Consider the following 18,752-nt stretch of genomic DNA (forward strand, 5'->3'; position numbering starts at 1 on the left):
CCGTGCCCGCCTATGTGGCCGTGGATCTCGGAGCTGAAAGCGGCCGGGTGCTGACCGGCGAATTCGATGGTGAACGACTCTCGGTCAGGGAAGTGCACCGTTTCGCCAACCGTCCGGTCCGCATTCTCGACGATCTGCACTGGGACGTCCTCAGCCTCCTGGCGGAGACCCGCAGGGGAATCGCGCTGGCCGCCTCCCGGAGCCGGGTCACGAGCGTCGGCGTGAACGCCTGGGGCAACGACTTCGCACTCCTCGACCGCGGCAGACGGCTTCTGGCCAACCCCCGCCACCACCGTGACCCCTACGCCTCGGGCCTGATGGGTCTCGTCTCCTCCCAGGAGCACTACGAGGTGACCGGCGTCCAGCCCATGCCGACCAACACGGCCTGCCAGCTGCTGGCACACGCCGGGTCCCCACTGCTGGAGGCGGCCGACCACCTGGCGATGCTGCCCGATCTGTTCACGCTCTGGCTGAGCGGCGAGACGCTCACCGAACGGACGATCGCGAGCACGAGCCAGCTGCTGGACGCCAGGACCGGCCGGTGGTCGAGCGGCCTCATCGCCCGCCTCGGCCTCCCCCGCCGCCTCTTCGCCCATCCGATCGTCGAGCCGGGCACGGTCGCCGGACCGCTGCGCGGTGAGGGCCCCGGCGGGGCCGGCGGCCCCGACGGCATCACCGTCGTCGCCGTGGCGGGTCACGACACCGCCTCGGCGGTGGCGGCGCTTCCCGTCTCCTCCGGCTCGGTCGGCTACATCTCGTGCGGTACGTGGTCGCTGGCCGGGCTGGAGATCGACAGGCCGATCACGACCAGGGACGCCAGGCTCGCGGGCTTCACCAACGAGGGCGGCGTCACGGGGACCGTGCGGTTCATGCGCAACCTCAACGGCCTCTGGCTGCTCCAGGAGTGCCGCCGGGTCTGGGGCGCACGGATCTCGTACGCGGATCTGGTCTCCGAGGCCGCCGCCGCGCCCCCCTTCGGGCCCCTGATCGATCCCGACCATCCGGGGTTCCTCCAGCCCGGGGACATGCCGGCCAGGATCGCGGCCTTCTGCCTCTCGACCGGCCAGTCCCCGCCCGCGAACCGCGCCCAGACGGTGCGCTGCGTCCTGGAGAGCCTGGCGTGCTCCCACTGATGGGCCCTGGAGCAGGCGGAGTTCCTCAGCGACCGCCGGGTGGAGGCCGTACACCTCGTGGGAGGCGGGGCCTCCAGCGACACGCTCTGCCGGCTCACGGCCGACTTCGGCGGGCGTCCCGTGCTCGCGGGGCCGGTAGAGGCGGTCGGGATCGGCAACCTGCTGATCCAGGTCATGGCCGACGGCCGCATCGGCTCCCTCACCGAGTTGCGCGAGGTCGCCCGCCGTTCGTTCCGGCCCCGGCTGTTCGTCCCCGACGACGGTCGCGAGCCGTACGAGATCGCCTACTCCCGATTCCGGCAGCTGACCGGTATCAGCAGATTCTGGAGCAAGGCCGCGCCCACGGTGAGCACGCGCGCGGACGGGGTGGTCGCGGGAACGCGCCATCATCGCCGAGAGCCCTCATCGCACGAACGCGCCGTCGTCGGCGAGGGCTCTCATCTCAGGGAATCGTAGGGAGTCGTCGGGCCGCACCGCCGTCGACGAGAGCCGTCAGTGGGATTCGCGGGAGACCTGGTGCCCGCTGGAGCCGACGAGGAAGTCGAGGTCGGCGCCCTGGTCGGCCTGCATCACGTGATCGACGTAGAGGCGCTCCCATCCCCGGGCGGGCGCGGCGAAACCCGCCCGCATCGCGGCCGAGGGCTTGCGCTGTTCCAGGTCCCGCTGCGGGATGTCGAGCTCCAGGCGCCTGGCCTCGACGTCCAGGATGACGGGGTCGCCGGTCTCGACCAGCCCCAGCGGGCCGCCCGCCGCCGCCTCGGGCGCCACGTGCAGGACCACCGTCCCGTACGCGGTGCCGCTCATGCGGCCGTCGCAGATGCGCACCATGTCCCGCACCCCCCGCTCCAGGAGCTTGGCCGGCAACGGCATGTTCGCCACCTCCGGCATCCCCGGGTAGCCCTTGGGGCCGCAGCCGCGCAGCACGAGCACCGAGGAGGCGTCCACGTCGAGGCCGGGGTCGTCGATCCGGGCGTGCATGTCCTCGACGCTGTCGAAAACGAGGGCCCTGCCGCGGTGGCTCATCAGCTCGGGCGAGGCCGCGGCGGGCTTGATGACCGCGCCGCCCGGCGCGAGGTTGCCGTAGAGCACGGCGATGCCCGCGGCGATCTGCAACGGCTCGTCGCGCGGGCGGATGACGGTCCTGTCCCAGATCTGCGCCTCGTCCAGGTATTCGACCAGCGACCTGCCGGTCACGGTCAGCGCGTCGGGGTCCAGCAGGTCACGGACCTCGCGCAGTACGGCCTGCAGCCCGCCCGCGCGGTGGAAGTCCTCCATCAGGTGCCGGCCCGCGGGCTGCAGATCGACCAGGAGCGGCACCGCGGCGCCGGTGCGGTCGAAGTCGTCGAGCGAGAGCTCGATGCCGAGCCGCCCCGCGATGGCCAGCAGGTGCACCACCGCGTTGGTCGAGCCGCCGATCGCCGCCAGCGCCACGATCGCGTTGAGGAACGAGCCCCTGCTCAGCAGGTTGCTCGGGCGGCACCCCCGCTCGATGAGCTCGACGGCCAGCCGGCCGGTCTCATGGGCGCTCTGGAGCAGACGGCTGTCGGGGGCCGGGGTGCCGGCGACGCCGGGGACGATGATGCCGAGCGCCTCGGCGACGCAGGCCATGGTCGAGGCCGTGCCCATGGTGTTGCAGTGCCCCCGGCTGCGGATCATCGATGATTCCGACCGCATGAACGCCTTCTCCGACAGCGTGCCCGCGCGAACCTCCTCGCTGAGCCTCCACACGTCCGTGCCGCAGCCCAGTGCCACCCCCCGGAAGGTTCCGGTCAGCATGGGGCCGCCGGGCATCACCACGGCGGGCAGGTCGACGGAGGCCGCGGCCATCAGCAGGGACGGAATGGTCTTGTCGCAGCCGCCCAGCAGGACCACGCCGTCGACGGGGTTGGCCCGCAGCATCTCCTCGGTCGCCATCGCGGCCATGTTGCGCCACAGCATCGCGGTCGGCCTGACCAGGGTCTCTCCCAGGGAGACGACCGGAAGGTTCATCGGGACGCCCCCGGCCTCCCAGATTCCCTGTTTGACGCTCTCGGCGACCTCGTTGAGGTGGGAGTTGCAGGGGGTCAGATCGGAGGCGGTGTTGGCGATCGCGATGTGCGGCCGGCCGTCGAAGGCGTGCTCCGGTAGCCCCCGCCGCATCCAGGCCCGGTGGATGTAGGCGTTTCGGTCGGTTCCCGCGTACCACTGAGAGCTGCGCTGCTCCGCCATCAGATCTTCGCCCCCACCATTCGCCCCCACCACCAGATATTTGCCCTATATAGAGCTTTGATCCCCTTTAGACGTATAAGACCGCTTCCGGAACGGTAGTCTAACGTCCGGATTTCAGACCGGAAGGCCCCACGCGTGAGAGCTTTCGTCGTCACCGGGCCCCGCCGGTTCGCGGTGGAGGACGTCGAACCCCCGGTCGCGGCGGCGGGACAGGTCGTGGTCGACGTCGAGCGGGCCGGGGTGTGCGGCACCGACGTCGAATTCTTCACCGGCGAGATGGCCTACCTCCACCAGGGACACGCCGAATACCCGATGCGCCTCGGGCACGAGTGGTGCGGGACCGTCTCCGCCGTCGGCGACGGCGTCGACGAGGCCTGGATCGGCCGGCGCGCCACCGGCGACACCATGCTCGGCTGCGGCCGGTGCCGCCGCTGCCTGAACGGGCTGCAGCACGTGTGCGAGGACCGCTTCGAGATCGGCATCCGCGGCGGGTGGCCCGGCGCCCTGGCCGAGCGGATGGCGGTCCCGGTCACGGCGCTGCACGCGCTGCCGGACACGGTCGACGCGACGGCCGGGGCCCTGGTCGAGCCGGGCGGCAACGCCCTGCGGGCCGTACGGGGGGCGGCGCTGGAGGCGGGAGCCAGGGTGCTGGTGCTCGGACCGGGCACGATCGGCCTGCTCGCTGCCCGGTTCGCCCTCGCCCATGGCGCGGAGGTTCACATCATGGGCCTGTCCCAGCGATCTCTGGACTTCGCCCGCACGCTCGGGGTGCACGGCGCCTGGACCGCGGACCGGCTTCCCCCGCTGCCCTTCGACGCCGTCATCGACGCCTCCAACGCCCCCGGGCTACCGGCGCTGGCCCTTGACCTGGTCGAACCGGGAAAACGGGTGGTCTACATCGGCCTCGCGGGCGGCCCCAGCACCGTCGACACCCGCACGATGGTGCTCAAGGACGTCACGGCCGTCGGGGTCCTGAGCGCCTCCCCCGGGCTCGCCGGCACGATCGAGCACTACGCCTCCGGATCGGTGGACCCGCGACCGCTCGTGGCGGCCACCGTCGGGCTCGACGAGGTGGGCGAGGTTCTCGCGGGGTCGCGCCCCGCCGGTTCCGGCCCGGGACCCAAGATCCACGTCGACCCTCGCATCTGACCGCCTCATACGCGGATGGCCCGCTCGATCACCTGGCCTTCACGGGTGAGCACGGCCGGTGCCGAGACCGATGCCCACGGTGAGGGGCGGAGGCCAAGCGTGTGGTGTCGAGCACGGCAGGCCGGGGAAGGCAACGGTTCATGACGAAGACAGACAAGCGAAACGTGCTGGTCAGCGGCTCGACCTCCGGTATCGGCGAGGCCATCGCCACCGCCTTCGCCCGCGACGGCGCGACGGTCGTGATCAACGGCCGGGACCGGGAGCGGACCGAGGCCGCGGCCGAACGGATCCGCTCCGCCACCGGTCACGACGGACTGATCCCCGTGGCGGCCGATCTGGGAACCGCGGAAGGCACACAGATCATGTTCGACGCCGTGCCGCACGTGGACGTGCTGGTGAACAACCTCGGCATCTTCGGCGCCGTCCCGCTCTTCGAGATCACCGACGAGGAGTGGCGACGCTACTTCGAGGTGAACGTCCTCAGCGGAGTGCGCCTCGCCCGTCACTACACCCCGCCGATGGTGAAGAGCGGCTGGGGCCGCGTGATCTTCATCAGCAGCGAATCCTCGCTGATGACCCCCAGCGAGATGGTGCACTACGGGGTCACCAAGACCGCGCAGCTCTCGGTGTCGCGCGGCCTGGCGCAGGAGGTCGCCGGCACCGGCGTCACCGTCAACGCCATACTCGCGGGGCCCACGCTCACCCCGGGCGTCGCGACGTTCATCGCCGATCGCGTCGGGGCGGACGTCCCGTTCGAGGAGGCCGAGCGGCGTTTCATGGCCGAGGAGCGCCCCGGCTCGCTCCTGCGGCGGTTGATCCGGCCCGAGGAGATCGCCAGTCTGGTTCACTACGTCGGCTCGGACGCCGCCTCGGCCACCACCGGCGCCGCGCTACGGGTCGACGGCGGCCTGGTGCCCACCGTCGTCCCCTGACCGGCCGCCGGCACGAGGACGTCTCCGGACACGGTAGTGATCCCCGGGGTCGACGGAGACCTCCTACGCGCGGGTCTTCGAGCACGCGGTCCCGGGACTGGGCAACAAATACGTCATGACCTTCATGGGGGTCACCTCGGGCAGCCGCAAGATCTTTTGGGGACGGTCGTCCGACGGCAAGAGGTGGCAGTTCGATCCGACCCCGCTGGTGTCGCCGGGCCCCGACCAGCAGACCGGCATCGCCGCGCCCGCCCTGCTCAAGCGCTACGGCACCGCCTACGTCGTCTATCACGGCGGCAGCGGAAACATGTTCATCACCGAGGTGGGCAACGCCTTCGACCGGGAGATCCATCTCGGAGTCTTCCACCGGGCCATGGCCGGCGCTCCCGACAACGGCCGCAGCGCCGCGCCCTCCTTCGGCACCGACGGTGGCGTGGAGTACATGTTCTACGAGGCCGGCCAGTGCGGATCCACCCGTATCGCCCTCGCCCGCGCCGTGTAGGACCGGTTCTTCCGCCCGCAGGTTTCGCCCAGGTCGATCCGAGGTGTCCTTACACGAGCCGTGCCGGTGGCCCCGCGAAACGCGGGATCACCGGCACGGCACATCATGTGAAACTAGCGACCGGGATCGGTCACTTCTTCCAGCCCGGCGTGGTGCCGCACTTGGCCTTCGCGTTGATGCAGACCTTCACGAGCGCGCCGAGGTTCTCCGGCTTCCAGGCGTTCATGAAGTCCCCGTGAATCGAGGACGCCAGGCCCGAAGACAGCGCCAGGCCGTCACCGCCGAGGGAGTCGTAGCCGAGCATGAACGAGAGGTTGGGGACCGCGACCGGATAGGCGCCGGAGCACTTACCGTCCTTGGCCGGTCCCATGTGCGACTTGTGGTCGGGCGAGTCGATGTTCTTGCCGTCCCAGCAGTCCTGGAACGTCAGCTGGTAGATCAGGTTGCCGCCCGGTGCGCAGACGGGCCAGTTGCCGTCGGCGCTGCGTCCGGTCTCCGCGCTGCCGGCGCACCAGAACTGGCCGGAGGCACCCTTCGGCGTCGCCACCTGCCGCTTCGCGTCGCCCTGCACCACGACCAGACCCGGCGGGAACGGCACGACATCCGACGGGTCCTTGAGCCGGGAGCCGTAGTACACGCGGAAGTTCTTCATCGGGACCACTTTGCCGTTACGCAGCAGGGTCGGCGCCCAGTAGGCGCTGTGGTCCCCGAGCGCGTCGCAGGTCGTCTGACTCGCGAGCAGGTCTTCCGGCGTGGTGGTCGCCGTCACCTTCGGGCCGAAGAAGGTGTGCATGTGGGAGGCGCCGGACAGGCCGGGCAGCACGATCGGGTCGTCCTTGGCCTCGTTGGCCACCGTGCAGTTGGTGTGGAACTCAGGGACTCGCACGATTCCCGCGGGAACCGCTTCGGGTGCGACCTTGTTGTATGCGTCCAGGGCCTTCTTCCATGCGGCCTGGTTCACCGGCACCCAGCCGGCGGCAGGCGCGGTAGTGGTCGGGGTGGCGCTGGGGACGGGCTTGGTCGGGGTCGGGCTCGCCCCGGGCTTGGTCGGGGTGGCGCTGGGCGTGGGCTTGGGGGTCGTGCTCGGCTCGGGATCGGTCGAGCCGGTGCCGAAGACCTGGAACTCCCACAGCGAGACGCCGTACTGGCCGGACCGCTTGGTCGCGTACAGCCGCACGAACCGGCCGGTGGCCGACACGTTGATGGTCTGGACGCCGCCCTTGCCCGCCGTGGTGCTGTACACCGTCTTCCAGGGGCCACTGCCGCCGGCGGCGGTCTGGATCTGGAACGCCGTGGCGTGGGCGTTCTCCCAGTTGATGACGACCTTCTTGATGGCGGTGGACTTGCCGAGGTCGACCGAGAGCCACTGCGGGTCGCTGAACTTGCTGGACCAGCGGGTGCCGGTCTTGCCGTCGACGGCGGCCGCGGCCGACAGGTCACCGCGCTCCGCCGAGGAGACGGTGGCGTTACGGCCCTGCGAGAGGGGCACCTCGGCCGCGGCGGCCGGGGAGGCGACGCTCACCACGGATGCGCTCAGGAGGCCGACGAGAACACCGGCCAGCGACAGGCCACGGACCTGGCGTACGAAGGACGCGCGTCCGGCTCTGATGCCGCGCGAGGCGGTTGTGCTCATAGTGAATGAAGTCCTTGTCCTGTTGGGAAGTCGTGCAGGGGACGTCTGGCGGCGCGTGCGAGCGCCACTACATAGGAGACCCCTGGGTCGCGAGTGGATAACAGAAACTTCGGAGAAGTCCGGAATGTTTTGTTATCCGTCCTGCGCCCGGCCTGTCTCCCGGCCGGAAGGCCGACGCCAGTCTCCCCGTTTGCGAATTTTGTGAAGAATCGTCCAGTTCCGTCGCCGTCGGCAGGCGACGGAACCGACGACCGGCGGAGAGCGGAGTGCGACGCCCGGAACCGGCGAGCCGGCCAAGGCGATCCTGAACGCCCGAACCCGGGCGGGCATGCGACGCTGTGGACATGAAGGTTGTGGCGCTGGCCGACACCCACGCCCCTCGGCGGTGGAAGTCCTGTCCGCCGCGTGTGGCCGAGCATCTCCGGAACGCCGACGTGATCCTGCACGCGGGTGACGTCTGCGTCGCCGGGGTGCTGGACGAGCTCGCCGCCTACGCGCCGGTCCACGTGGTCAAGGGCAACAACGACGGGCCCGACGTGGTCGCACCCGAGACCCTGGAGCTGGATCTCGGCGGGCTGCGCGTGGCGATGATCCACGACAGCGGTGCGGCGCAGGGGCGGACCGCCCGGATGCGGCGCCGGTTCCCCACGGCCGACCTGGTGGTCTTCGGACACTCCCACATCCCGCTCGACCACAGCGAGAACGGCCTGCGCATCTTCAACCCGGGCTCCCCCACCGACCGCCGCCGTCAGCCCCACGGCACCCTGGGCCTGCTGCGGATCGAGAACGGCCGCCTCCTCGACGCCAGGATCGTCGCGGTCACCTGACCGGCGCCGGCCCTCAGCCGGGGGCGTCGTGACGGTACGGCAGGCGCCGCTGCACGAGGAACAGCCAGACCATGGAGGGCAGTATCACCAGTGCCCCGACGCCGAGCACGATCAGCGTGGCGGTCAGCACGGACGGATGGGCGGCGGCCTCCTCGACGGTCAGGCCGGGCGGGAGCATGACGGGATACTGCGCGAGCGGCCAGCCCCACACGACCGCAGTGACCGCCAGCGCGGCGGTGATCCGGACGAGCAGGAAGCGCCGCCTCCACAGCAGGGCGAGGGAGATCAGGCCGAGCACGGCACTGGCGACCAGCAGGGGCAGCGCCCGGTGGGTGAGTCCCTCGAAGAGCCGGGGGGCGTCTCCGCGCAGCACGGCGACGCCGCCGAGCGCGACGACGCCCACGCCCAGACCGATGATCAGGGCTCTACGGCGGAATCCCCCGGCCAGCTCGGGCAGTCCGGCCCGTACGGCGTCGTCGCACAGATATACCGCGGCGAGGTAGGCGCAGACGCCGACCGCGAGGACCCCGCCCAGCAGCGAGGTCGGGGCGAGCCAGCTGTTCACGAGATCCCCGGCCGCGAGACCGGGAGGCACTCTCCCGGAGGCGACGGCTCCGGCGACCGTACCCAGGAAGAAGGGCGTCAGGACGGAGGAGACGGCGAAGGCGGCGCCGAACAGGCGCTGCTGCCACAGCTCGGTGCTGGCCTTGCGGAAGGCGAAGGCGGCTCCCCTGACGATGATGCCGAGCGCCACCAGGGTCAGCGGGATGTAGAGCGTGGACATCACCGCGGCGAACACCGGGGAGAAGCCCGTCCACAGCACGACGATGACAAAGATCAGCCAGACGTGGTTGGCCTCCCACACCGGGCCGATGGAGTGCTCGATGAGGCGGCGCTGCGGCATTCCCTTCCGGCTGCGCCCGGCCAGCAGGTCCAGGATGCCCCCGCCGAAGTCGGCGCCGGCCAGCAGGGCGTAGAGCGTCACGCCCACCCACATCACGATCAGCAGGGCCTGCGCCTGGTCCATCAGATCACTCCGGTTCCTGGGGGGCGCGCGTCATCCGCCGCAGGACGTAGACGATGGCGACGGTGAGCACCAGGTAGACCAGCGAGACGATGACAAACCCCGCCCACAGGCCGGGCGCCGGATTGACCGCGTCGATCGTGCGCAGCTTGCCGTACACCACCCACGGTTGCCTGCCCACCTCCGTCACGACCCAGCCGCACTCCACGGCGACGACGGCGGCCACCCCGGAGACCGCCGCGAGCCGTAGGAACCACCGGGAGCGGGGCAGCTCACGCCGCCGCCACCACGTCACGGCGAACCAGGCCGACAGCAGGAGCAGGAAGGAACCCAGTCCCACCATCGTGTCGAAGGCCAGGTGCACGGGGGTGACCGGCGGACGATCCGCCGGCGGCACCCTCTCCAGTCCCTGGACGACGGTGTCGGGACTGAAGCCCACCAGCAGGGACAGCCCGCTGGGGATCTCGATCGCGTAGCGCATCTCGCCGCCGGCCGCGAACCCGCCCAGGCTCAGCGGCGCGTTCGCGCGGGTGTGGAAGATCCCCTCCATCGCGGCGAGCTTGGTCGGCTGGCGTTCGGCCAGGAATCTGGCCGCGTAGTCACCCACCAGGATCTGGACCGGCGCGAGCACCGCCGCCATTGTGAAGGGCACGACGAACCCCAGCCGGTGGTAGCGGTCCCGGCGTCCGCGCAGCATCGCCACCGCGTACACACTCGCGGTGGCGAACCCGGCGACCATGAACGCCGCCACGATCATGTGCAGCGTCTGCGGCGGCGTGGCGGGATTGAACATCGCCCTCCACGGGTCCACGCCGGTCACCCGCCCGTTCTCCAGGTCGAAGCCGACCGGCTGGTTCATCCACGCGTTGGCGCTCACCACGAAAAACGCCGAGGCCACCCCCGCGATCAGTATGGGCACCCCGCTCAGCAGGTGGGCCCGGGGCGACAGCCTGTCCCAGGCGTAGAGGTAGATACCGAGAAAGATGGCCTCGACAAAAAAGGCGATCCCCTCCATCGCGAAGGGGAGCCCGATCACCTGTCCGTAGGTGCCCATGAGCCCCGGCCACAGCAGGCCCATCTCGAAGCTGAGGATCGTCCCGGAGACCGCCCCGACCGCGAACAGCACGCCCACCGCCTTGGCCCACCGCCGCGCCAGCCGCAGGTAGTCGCCGTCACCCGTGCGGATCGCCCGCCACTCGGTGAACAGCAGCAGGGCCGGCATCCCGACGCCCAGACACGCCAGCACGATGTGCCAGCCCAGCGACAGCGCCATCTGCAGGCGCGCCGCCGCCAGGTCCGCCGGGCTCGCCGGACCGGCCAGCGCGACGAGCACCGTCACGGCGTGAACGTTTCGGTGAGTACGGCACGGCACCGGGCAGCGGGCCGGACAGAGGGCCGGACAGCGGTCCAGGTTGCGGTCCGGACAGAGGGCCGGGCGAGAGTCCGGACAGGCTTCACCGCGGCGTCCACGAAGGAGGCCTGCCACGCTCCCCTGGCGTCGATGTTGCCTCTGACGTGCATGAATAGGGCTTTCCCCGCCTCATGACGATCACAAACGACTCGTCAGGCCTCTCCCGCTCACGCTTCACGATGCGAGACAGCGGTGGACGGTTCTAAATGATCGTTCTCTAATTCGTCGTGAAGAGGTCGCAGATCGGCTGAGGGAAGCAGGCATCGCGCGGGGATGAATCCCTTGTCGCTCTACCTGGACGGACGGCCCGAGCCGCCCGAAGGCCGGGGTCGAGAACGCCTCGAACAGGGCGCCCACGTCACGGTGGATCACATCAAAGGTTGACACCTCGGCGGCCGGCTCGGAAATTCCCCCGCGTTCTCCTTGCGGGCGGAGGGCGCCCATGGCGATTCAGGCCGGAGGGAACTCTCCAGAGCGGCCATGCGTCAGATCATCCATGAGGCGAACGAGGCGTTTGCAGTTGTTCGCGTCGACTTTGGCATTCATGCTCGCGGCCGGTACGGCCTCCGCGTGCTCGACCGCGTACGAGCCACCGGTTCGACCCGCCGCCCTGCCAGAAGTGCCGGCTTTCCCGCCGGCCGAAGAGGTCTGGCCGGACGCGTTCTTCGAGACGCCGGGGTGGATCAAGGATGTGCGCGCCGTCCAGCCGATGGCCATGCTCAGCTCGCACGAGGTTCTTCTCGCCAATCCCAACGGCAGGCATCCCGTTCTTGTGAGTTACGACCGGTGGACCGGACGGCATCGCGTGCTGGCCAGGATTCCGGATGGACCCGCCGGGCATTGGATCACGAAAGCGGCTTCCGGGGCCGGCCATGTCGCGTGGATGGCACGGGTAGGAGGCGATGGCGGTCCACCCCGCATGCAGATCTGGGCCATGCCCGCTTCTGGCGGACCTCGCAGACTTCTCGCCGAGTTCTCCGGCAAGGGCTACTCCACGAAAGCTCTCGGCGGATTCGAGATCGCGGACGGCTATGTCGTCTGGTGGACACACTCCTTCGAAACCGTGCATCGCGTTCCCCTCTCCGGGGGATCGGTAGAGCCGATTCCCGGCAAGGGACACAACTACATGTCCTCATGGCCATGGGCACACGATGGACGGGACAGCTTGCTCAACCTCGCCACCGGCGAACAACGCAACGTGGCGGACATGGACGGACTCTCCAGACGCTGTGGACCCGAGTGGTGCGTCAGCGAGCTCGATCCAAGGATGTACGAGCTGACGAATGTCGTCATGCAGCGGGTGGACGGTTCCGGCAGGACGCTCATCCCCGGCACGCACATGGCGGAGGCCCTGCTGCACGACAGGTTCGGGTTTTTCGACCCGCCCTTCGTCCGTGGAGGAGAGTCCCTGGTCATATCCACGGGCAGATCAGTGGGAACTCTCGGATCCGCGACCGTGCTGCATGACCGTTGCACGGAGCGGTCGGCTCTCATCGACCCGCCTCGGAAGCAACCGGCCGCCGTTGACATGCCGGATCCCATCCGCCTCGGCGGCTCCGCACCCGGCGGCCCCCTCCTTTTCTGGCGGGCTTCCGGCAACCGGTACATGGTGATGGACGTTTCTCGCATCCCTGCGGGCAGGTGCTCACCGTGAACCGCCGCGGTCTCGGCGGTCGGGAATGCCCCCGTTCCCGGCGCGAACGAGCCATTCCAGCTCGTTGACGTCGAGTTCGACGAGCCCCGTAGGGACGAGGTCCCGGTCCGGGTCGAGACGGTCGGCATCTGCCATGCGGACGTGATCGCCGCGCAGGGCCGGGCCCCCTTTCCCATCGCCCATCGCCGGGTGTCCTCGAACATGAGGGGCCGCATCGTCGAGCAGATCGAACCGAGCGCGGACCGGTTGAGCGTCGGCGACCGTGCGATCCTGACCTTCGACGCGTGCGGCGCGTGCGGCCCGTACTCGGCTGGGCACCCGACGCGGTGCGCGTCGTACCTGTCCATTCGATGGGCAAGGCGCCCCCGGCCGGGTCGACCGTCGACGAGCTATCGCGTGGTGGCACCGGCCCCGACGGCTCTCTCACAGTGTTCGGCGAGGAACCCAGTGGGTCGGGACCGCGGGGGTCGGTTCACCGGAGGCGAGCTCGCGCACGACGTGGGCGAACCCCCGCACGAGGGGGTTGTCCGCGCCGTCGACCCAGGCGAGGGCGACCCGGAGCGGTTCGACGTCCGTGAGGGGGACCCAGGACAGGTCGGGGCGGGCGTAGTACTGGGCCATGCTGGTGGGCGCGAAGCAGATGGCGGTGCCTTCGGCCACCTGCTCGAGCATCTCCTCGACGTTGTCGTTGGTCGGTCCCCACCGGGGGCTCGATCCGTCCGGTCTGGGATTGACCGCCCACCAGTCCACCCAGATCCGTGGCGCCCGTTCGGTCCACATCAGGGGCTCGTCGTTGACCTCGAGCACGGAGATGCCATCGCGACCGGCGAGCGGGTGGCCGGACGGCAGGCCGACGATCCGGGGTTCGGTGTGCACGATCTCGGCGTGCAGGCCCGTGACGTCGGCGGGCAGCCAGACGAAGGCGACGTCCACCCGGCCGTCGCGCAGCGCGCTCACCTCCTGCCCCCAGTCGAACCGCTTCGGCTCGACCCGTACGCCGGGATGGCGGCGGGCGAACTCGGCCCGCGCCCGGGTGGTGAGCTCGCCGGCGCCGCTGGCCTCGAAGCCCACGCGCAGCACCCCGGTCTCGCCACGCCGGTGCCGTTCCGCGGCGGCCGTCACCCGGCCGGCCTGGCTCAGCGTGCGGCGGGCCTCGGCCACGACGTCGCGCCCGGCCGCCGTCTCGGTGACGCCCCCGGCATGCCGGTCGAACAGTCGCACGCCGAACTCGGACTCCAGGTTCTTGAGGGCGTACGAGAGGGCGGGCTGGCTCACGTACAGCAGTTCCGCGGCCCGTCCGAGGTTTCCCTCGTCGGCGATCGCGACGAGATAGCGCAGCTGGCGCAGCTCCATCCAGGGATCATAAGTCCTCTTTATGGAGTCGGTGACCTTCTGTCTTGGACGGTACGGCTCGGCTACCGGCATAACTGAAGGCATCACCCGATGAGGCGTCACCCCGATGAGGAGATTTGACAATGAGCACCGAGCACATCCCCACCCGCGAGGCGACCGGCAGGGTCTGGCTGATCACCGGTGCGTCCTCGGGCTTCGGCCGGTCGATCGCCGAGGCGGCCCTGGCCGCCGGCGACACCGTGGTGGCCACCGCGCGCAGGCCGGAGGCCCTTGACGATCTGGTCGCGGCACACCCGGACCGGGCGGTCACGGCGCGGCTGGACGTGACCGACGGCGCGCGGATCGCCGCGGTCGTCGCCGAGGTGATCCTCTGGTACGGGCGGATCGACGTCCTGGTCAACAACGCCGGCCTCGGTCTGGTCGGCGCGGTCGAGGAGACCGTCGACCGCGAACTGCGCGACCTGATGGAGTTGCACTTCTTCGGCCCCGCCGCGCTCACCCGCGCGGTGCTGCCGCACATGCGCCGCCAGGGCTCCGGGGCGGTCGTGCAGATGAGCAGCATGGGCGGACGGTTCTCCTTCGCGGGTGTCGGCGCCTACTCGGCGACCAAGTTCGCCCTGGAAGGCCTGTCCGAGGCGCTCGCGGCCGAGGTAGCCCCGTTCGGCATCAAGGTGCTGATCGTCGAACCCGGCGCGTTCCGGACCGGCTTCGCCGGTGACGGCGCCCTGCGGCAGTCCGCGGCCATTCCCGCCTATGAGGAGACGGTCGGCTCCGTCCGCACCGCGCTCCCGAGCACCGACGGCAAGCAGCCCGGCGACCCCGCCAGGGCCGCCGAGGCCATCCTCGCCGCGCTGGAGGCCGAGAAGACCCCTCTGCGGCTGCCCCTGGGCAACGACGCCGTCGACGCGGTCCTCGCCCACCTCGACGCCGCTCGCGCACAGACGCTGGCCTGGGAGCGGGTCGGCCGCGGCACCGACTTCGGCGACTGACCCGCCTCGGCCGCGGTGCGGTCCCGTTTCCGGGGCTGTGGAGCTGTGGAAGCGTGTGCGATCGTGGCCGGCATGGCTCCGTCATCCCCGTTGCCCTCGTTGCCCCCGTTCGACGAGCTCCGCCCACGCATCGTCGCGAACCTGGCCGCCTTCCCGCGGCAGGGCGCCCTCCCGCTGGCCGACGGGCTGCGGCATGCCGCGGTCACCGTGTGCGTGCTGGAGGACGAGGAGGGCCGGCCGTACACGATCGTGATCAGGCGGGCCGCGCACGGCCGCAACGCCGGGCAGTGGGCGCTACCCGGGGGGCGGCTGGACGAGGGCGAGGACGCTCTGGCGGCGGCGCTGCGGGAGCTGGACGAGGAGGCCTCGGTCCGGGGCGTGGAGGTGGCCGGGCTGCTGGACGACTTCGTCACCGACTCCGGATTCGTGATCACCCCGGTGGTGGCGTTCGGCGGGCGGCAGAGGCCCCGCAGGGACCCGTACGAGGTGGCCTCCATCCACCGGGTGCCGCTGGAGCGGTTCCTGGCGCCGGGGGTGCCGCGCTGGCGGATCGACGAGGAGGGGCGGAGCCTGCTGCAGATGCCGCTCGGCCCCTCGATCGTGATCCACGCGCCCACCGGGGCCATCTTGTGGCAATTTGCCGAGGTGGCTCTCAAGGGTCGTGACCTGCGGGTGGCGGGTGTCGCCCAGCCCCACTGGACACGCCGTTGACCGTGAAACGGAATAACCACCCGTGGATGTCCGTTACAGTGATCGTGCCGATGTGGTTTGTGTCCCCCGGGCCGCAAATTACCGCCTTCACGGAATACCGTTCGGCTGGAGCCGTGTTGTGCCTCTCGCCGAGGAGGCGACCGCCACATCGGCACCAAAACGTCCCGCCCCGTGAGCGTCTTCGCTCACGGGGCGTCTCGTTTTTCTGGGTTCGCCTTGAAAAATCTCTAGGTTCGCCCTGGAAGAGGCCCACGGCTTGGGAGAAGGGCTAAAAAGGTAGAGTCCTCGCTTGCGCGGGTGCGTACACCTACCGGCTACCGGGACACCACCCAGTGTTGTGACCCCGTCTCATGAGGAGAGCCTGTGCTCTATCGCCTGACCAAGATTTTCGGCGGCCCCGTCCTGCACCTGTTGTGGCCGACCACGGTCACCGGGGAAGAGCACGTGCCGAGGTCCGGCCCGGCCATCCTGGCCTCCAACCACCTGTCGATCCTCGACTCGACCTTCCTGCCGCTGGTGCTCTCGCGCCAGGTGCGTTTTGTCGCCAAGTCCGAGTACTTCACCGGCAACCCCGCCACCGCGATGTGGATGCGGGCCACCGGCCAGATCAGCATCGACCGGCAGAGTCCGACCGCCGCCCAGGACATGCTGGACACGGCCGCGCAGGTGCTCAGGGACGGCGAGCTGTTCGGCATCTACCCCGAGGGCACCCGCTCCCCCGACGGCCGCCTCTACCGCGGCAAGGTCGGGGTCTCCTGGCTGGCCCTCGCCACCGGCGCGCCGGTGATCCCGGTGGCGATGACCGGCACCGACAAGGTGCTGCCGATCGGCGCCTCGGTGCCCAAGCTCGGCAGGGTGAACGTGCGGATCGGCAAACCCATGACGTTCACCGGCTCCGAGAAGAGCGCACGCGACCGGCGCAGCGTGACCGACGAGATCATGGCGGCGATCGCGGAACTGTCCGGGCAGGAGTACGTGGCCTCCTATACACCAAGCCGAAACAAGGACAAATGATCATTTGTCATCATATGTCGCATTGACCACGCTAGGCTTCGGCACTTCGGGTTTGGAGAACTGGGGGTAGTTCAAATGCCACGTGGTAAGACAATAGCGATCGCGTCGATAACCGTTGTGCTGGTGGCGGGGGCCGCCGGCGGAGGCGCGTGGTGGTATTTGCACACCAGGGGCACCCCCCAGGAGACCGCTCAGCGGTTCACCCAGGCGTGGCAGAAGGGTGATCTGGCCGCCATGCGCGCCGAGCTCGGCGCGGCCTCCCCCGCGTTCGACAAGACGTACGAGAACATGCGCAAGGCCCTGGGGGTCGAGGGCACCGTCGTCAAGCTCGACGCGGTCCGTGAGACCGGTGACGGCACGGGGCAGGCCGGCTACACCACCACGCTGAAGCTGAAGGACATCGGCGAGTGGAGCTACTCCGGCACCATCGACCTGGCGGTCGTCGACCGCAACTGGCGGGTCAAGTGGTCCCCCTCTGCCGTACACCCCGACCTGACCGACGCCACCGCCTTCGCGCTGAAGACCAAGTGGCCGGAGCGCGCGAAGATCACCGATGCCGGTGGCGACCGCATCGACGGCGGCGACGTGGGCGGCTCGGTGCAGCAACTCGTCGGCTACCTGGACAAGGCCACGGCCAAGGACGTCAAGAGCCTGGGCTCCTCCTACAAGACGGGTGACGCGATCGGCAGGGGCGGGTTGCAGCAGACCTTCCAGCAGCGTCTGGCCGGCACGCCCGCCACCGAGATCGACCTCGTCGGCGCGGACAAGAAGACCGTGAAAACCCTCGACAAGATCGAAGGGGAGGAAGGCGAGGCCCTGGAGACCACGCTGGACATGCGGGTCCAGCAGGCGGCCGCCGGCGCGGTCCGCGACCTGAAGCAGACCGCCTCGATGGTCGCGATCAGGCCCTCCTCCGGCGAGATCCTCGCGGTGGTGAACAATCAGGGCGGCTTCAACCGGGCCCTGGACGGCAACTACCCGCCCGGCTCGACCTTCAAGGCGATCACCGCCATCGGGCTGCTGGCCGGGGGGATGTCCCCGGGCGAGCGGGTCACCTGCCCCAAGGACGTCAAGGTGGGCGGCCTGCCGATCCGCAACTCCCACCACGGCGAGTATGGCTCGGTGTCCCTCTCCGACGCCTTCGCCTACTCCTGCAACACCACCTTCGCCCCCCTGGCCCAGGAGAAGCTGAACGCCGACAAGCTGACGGAAACCGCGGAGCTGTTCGGCTTCAACAAACCGCTCAACATCGGCGTGCCGGCGACGAAGGGCAGCTTCCCCAAGCCGCAGAGCGACGCCGAGCTGGCCGCGGCGTCCTTCGGGCAGGGCCGCATCACCGCCAGCCCGTTGCTGATGGCCTCGGCCGCCGCCGCGATGGCCGACGGCACCTGGCGCCCGCCGACCCTGGTCTCCTCCATCAAGCAGAAGACCGAGCCGCAGGAGCTCCCCGAGGGGGTCAAGTCCAAGATCGGCCAGATGATGTCCGCGGTGGTCACCATGGGCACCGCCAAGGACGCGGGCCTGCCGTCCGGCACCCGGGGCAAGACCGGCACCGCGGAGTACGGCCCGCAGGACGATCTGAAGACCCACGCCTGGTTCATGGGCTTCCGGGGTGACCTGGCCTTCGCGGTGATCGTCGAGGAGGGAGAGGGCGGCGGAACGGTCGCCGCTCCGGTGGCCGCCGACTTCCTGCGCGCCCTGGGCTGAGGAGAATCGGCGGCCGGGGGTCAGGGGGACGGCCGCCTCGTCACAGCGGGAGGGCTGCCGCCTCGTGGCGCAGGGCCATGACGAGGAGCATGGCGATCAGTGTCGCGATCAGCAGCCAGCTGAACATGATGATGATCGTCGATCGGCGGGGGCGTCTGACGGACCGCCGCTCCCCCTTGTTTTTGGCATCGCGCTTACGGCGGCCGCCCTCTTTGCGCTGGACGCGTTCGTTGAACGACTCCAGCCGCGCGACCAGCCGCGGGTCCTCATCTATCAGGTGACGCTCGATCTGCAGCAGCATCCGCTCCTCGTCTTGCGACCAGGCCATGCCGCACCTCCCGGGAAAGCAAGGCGTGTGCCGACGTTCTGCCCAATCATGAAGATCATTATCCGTTCCGAGGGCCTTGATTTACTTCTTCTTTTCCCCCACGCAATACGAGCAGGGGATCATGCCCCAGCCGTAGGGCCGGAGAGGCGGCAAAGGAGGTGTTGGGCGGTTCCCAGC

The 18,752-nt window shown here is 69.9% G+C and carries 15 protein-coding genes and 2 pseudogenes; 11 read left to right on the forward strand and 6 right to left on the reverse strand.

The genetic code is table 11. The features are described 5' to 3' along the window. The first annotated feature begins 20 nt into the window (after nt 1-20). Nucleotides 21-1,589 (forward strand): annotated as a pseudogene (locus tag CHC08_RS40010) (rhamnulokinase). A 36-nt stretch (nt 1,590-1,625) separates the two neighbouring features. Here the strand turns inward: CHC08_RS40010 and CHC08_RS40015 are convergent. After that, the gene (locus CHC08_RS40015) at nt 1,626-3,341 is read right to left on the reverse strand and encodes an IlvD/Edd family dehydratase (RefSeq protein ID WP_089212609.1); all 1,716 of its coding nucleotides are present in this window, start codon (nt 3,339-3,341) and stop codon (nt 1,626-1,628) included. 135 nt (nt 3,342-3,476) lie between these two features. On the opposite strand from CHC08_RS40015, the gene CHC08_RS40020 reads away from it, so the two are divergent. The 3 genes from CHC08_RS40020 to CHC08_RS52050 all read left to right on the forward strand — a co-directional run bounded on the left by CHC08_RS40020 (nt 3,477) and on the right by CHC08_RS52050 (nt 5,924). Beyond that, the gene (locus tag CHC08_RS40020) at nt 3,477-4,490 is read left to right on the forward strand and encodes a zinc-dependent alcohol dehydrogenase (protein WP_089212610.1); all 1,014 of its coding nucleotides are present in this window, start codon (nt 3,477-3,479) and stop codon (nt 4,488-4,490) included. Between the two features lie 140 nt (nt 4,491-4,630). Further along, the gene (locus tag CHC08_RS40025) at nt 4,631-5,422 is read left to right on the forward strand and encodes an SDR family NAD(P)-dependent oxidoreductase (RefSeq protein WP_089212611.1); all 792 of its coding nucleotides are present in this window, start codon (nt 4,631-4,633) and stop codon (nt 5,420-5,422) included. 115 nt (nt 5,423-5,537) lie between these two features. Continuing rightward, nucleotides 5,538-5,924 carry a hypothetical protein gene (locus tag CHC08_RS52050; RefSeq protein WP_179282491.1) on the forward strand — a complete coding sequence of 129 codons (387 nt, stop codon included), beginning with the start codon at nt 5,538-5,540 and terminating at the stop codon, nt 5,922-5,924. 130 nt (nt 5,925-6,054) lie between these two features. Here CHC08_RS52050 and CHC08_RS40035 read toward each other — a convergent pair whose 3' ends face one another. Next, a complete protein-coding gene (locus CHC08_RS40035) occupies nt 6,055-7,557 on the reverse strand; it encodes a DUF1996 domain-containing protein (RefSeq protein ID WP_089212612.1) in 1,503 nt (500 codons plus the stop codon). 344 nt (nt 7,558-7,901) lie between these two features. On the opposite strand from CHC08_RS40035, the gene CHC08_RS40040 reads away from it, so the two are divergent. Further along, complete coding sequence (locus CHC08_RS40040; protein WP_089212633.1) at nt 7,902-8,384, forward strand: metallophosphoesterase family protein; 483 nt, start codon at nt 7,902-7,904, stop codon at nt 8,382-8,384. A gap of 13 nt (nt 8,385-8,397) precedes the next feature. On the opposite strand, the gene CHC08_RS40045 is transcribed toward CHC08_RS40040, so the two are convergent. Together CHC08_RS40045 and CHC08_RS40050 are read right to left on the reverse strand one after the other, a co-directional pair. Then, complete coding sequence (locus CHC08_RS40045) at nt 8,398-9,411, reverse strand: cytochrome d ubiquinol oxidase subunit II (RefSeq protein ID WP_089212613.1); 1,014 nt, start codon at nt 9,409-9,411, stop codon at nt 8,398-8,400. Between the two features lie 4 nt (nt 9,412-9,415). Continuing rightward, complete coding sequence (locus CHC08_RS40050; RefSeq protein WP_245878863.1) at nt 9,416-10,747, reverse strand: cytochrome ubiquinol oxidase subunit I; 1,332 nt, start codon at nt 10,745-10,747, stop codon at nt 9,416-9,418. Nucleotides 10,748-11,438: 691 nt separating this feature from the next. Here CHC08_RS40050 and CHC08_RS40055 point away from each other — a divergent pair. After that, a complete protein-coding gene (locus CHC08_RS40055; RefSeq protein ID WP_089212614.1) occupies nt 11,439-12,473 on the forward strand; it encodes a hypothetical protein in 1,035 nt (344 codons plus the stop codon). Between the two features lie 102 nt (nt 12,474-12,575). Next, nucleotides 12,576-12,803 (forward strand): annotated as a pseudogene (locus tag CHC08_RS53095) (alcohol dehydrogenase catalytic domain-containing protein); the annotation flags it as partial. A 93-nt stretch (nt 12,804-12,896) separates the two neighbouring features. Here the strand turns inward: CHC08_RS53095 and CHC08_RS40070 are convergent. Continuing rightward, entirely contained in the window at nt 12,897-13,826 is a 930-nt protein-coding gene (locus tag CHC08_RS40070) for a LysR family transcriptional regulator (RefSeq protein WP_089212616.1), read from the reverse strand. 122 nt (nt 13,827-13,948) lie between these two features. Between CHC08_RS40070 and CHC08_RS40075 the strand changes: the two genes are divergently transcribed. From CHC08_RS40075 to CHC08_RS40090, 4 genes are all read left to right on the forward strand, one after another. Next, a complete protein-coding gene (locus CHC08_RS40075) occupies nt 13,949-14,815 on the forward strand; it encodes an oxidoreductase (protein ID WP_089212617.1) in 867 nt (288 codons plus the stop codon). A gap of 72 nt (nt 14,816-14,887) precedes the next feature. Further along, nucleotides 14,888-15,526, forward strand: coding sequence for an NUDIX hydrolase (locus CHC08_RS40080; RefSeq protein WP_179282492.1), 639 nt, complete (start codon nt 14,888-14,890; stop codon nt 15,524-15,526). A 363-nt stretch (nt 15,527-15,889) separates the two neighbouring features. Beyond that, on the forward strand, nt 15,890-16,540 hold the full coding sequence (locus CHC08_RS40085; protein ID WP_089212618.1) for a lysophospholipid acyltransferase family protein: 651 nt from the start codon (nt 15,890-15,892) through the stop codon (nt 16,538-16,540). 75 nt (nt 16,541-16,615) lie between these two features. Beyond that, the gene (locus CHC08_RS40090) at nt 16,616-18,247 is read left to right on the forward strand and encodes a penicillin-binding transpeptidase domain-containing protein (RefSeq protein ID WP_089212619.1); all 1,632 of its coding nucleotides are present in this window, start codon (nt 16,616-16,618) and stop codon (nt 18,245-18,247) included. Nucleotides 18,248-18,287: 40 nt separating this feature from the next. On the opposite strand, the gene CHC08_RS40095 is transcribed toward CHC08_RS40090, so the two are convergent. Continuing rightward, nucleotides 18,288-18,575 (reverse strand): DUF3040 domain-containing protein, encoded by a 288-nt coding sequence (locus CHC08_RS40095; protein WP_089212620.1) that lies wholly within the window; start codon nt 18,573-18,575, stop codon nt 18,288-18,290. Nucleotides 18,576-18,752: the final 177 nt, after the last annotated feature.

This window comes from Streptosporangium subroseum, from assembly GCF_900188345.1.
Taxonomy (GTDB): Bacteria; Actinomycetota; Actinomycetes; order Streptosporangiales; family Streptosporangiaceae; genus Streptosporangium; species Streptosporangium subroseum.

Excerpts from the sequence above, each read along its gene's own strand:
- CHC08_RS40015 (WP_089212609.1), bottom strand. The coding sequence starts at position 3,341 with ATGGCGGAGCAGCGCAGCTCTCAGTGGTACGCGGGAACCGACCGAAAC.
- CHC08_RS40025 (WP_089212611.1), top strand. The coding sequence starts at position 4,631 with ATGACGAAGACAGACAAGCGAAACGTGCTGGTCAGCGGCTCGACCTCC.
- CHC08_RS52050 (WP_179282491.1), top strand. The coding sequence starts at position 5,538 with ATGACCTTCATGGGGGTCACCTCGGGCAGCCGCAAGATCTTTTGGGGA.
- CHC08_RS40035 (WP_089212612.1), bottom strand. The coding sequence starts at position 7,557 with ATGAGCACAACCGCCTCGCGCGGCATCAGAGCCGGACGCGCGTCCTTC.
- CHC08_RS40040 (WP_089212633.1), top strand. The coding sequence starts at position 7,902 with ATGAAGGTTGTGGCGCTGGCCGACACCCACGCCCCTCGGCGGTGGAAG.
- CHC08_RS40045 (WP_089212613.1), bottom strand. The coding sequence starts at position 9,411 with ATGGACCAGGCGCAGGCCCTGCTGATCGTGATGTGGGTGGGCGTGACG.
- CHC08_RS40070 (WP_089212616.1), bottom strand. The coding sequence starts at position 13,826 with ATGGAGCTGCGCCAGCTGCGCTATCTCGTCGCGATCGCCGACGAGGGA.
- CHC08_RS40075 (WP_089212617.1), top strand. The coding sequence starts at position 13,949 with ATGAGCACCGAGCACATCCCCACCCGCGAGGCGACCGGCAGGGTCTGG.
- CHC08_RS40080 (WP_179282492.1), top strand. The coding sequence starts at position 14,888 with ATGGCTCCGTCATCCCCGTTGCCCTCGTTGCCCCCGTTCGACGAGCTC.
- CHC08_RS40090 (WP_089212619.1), top strand. The coding sequence starts at position 16,616 with ATGCCACGTGGTAAGACAATAGCGATCGCGTCGATAACCGTTGTGCTG.
- CHC08_RS40095 (WP_089212620.1), bottom strand. The coding sequence starts at position 18,575 with ATGGCCTGGTCGCAAGACGAGGAGCGGATGCTGCTGCAGATCGAGCGT.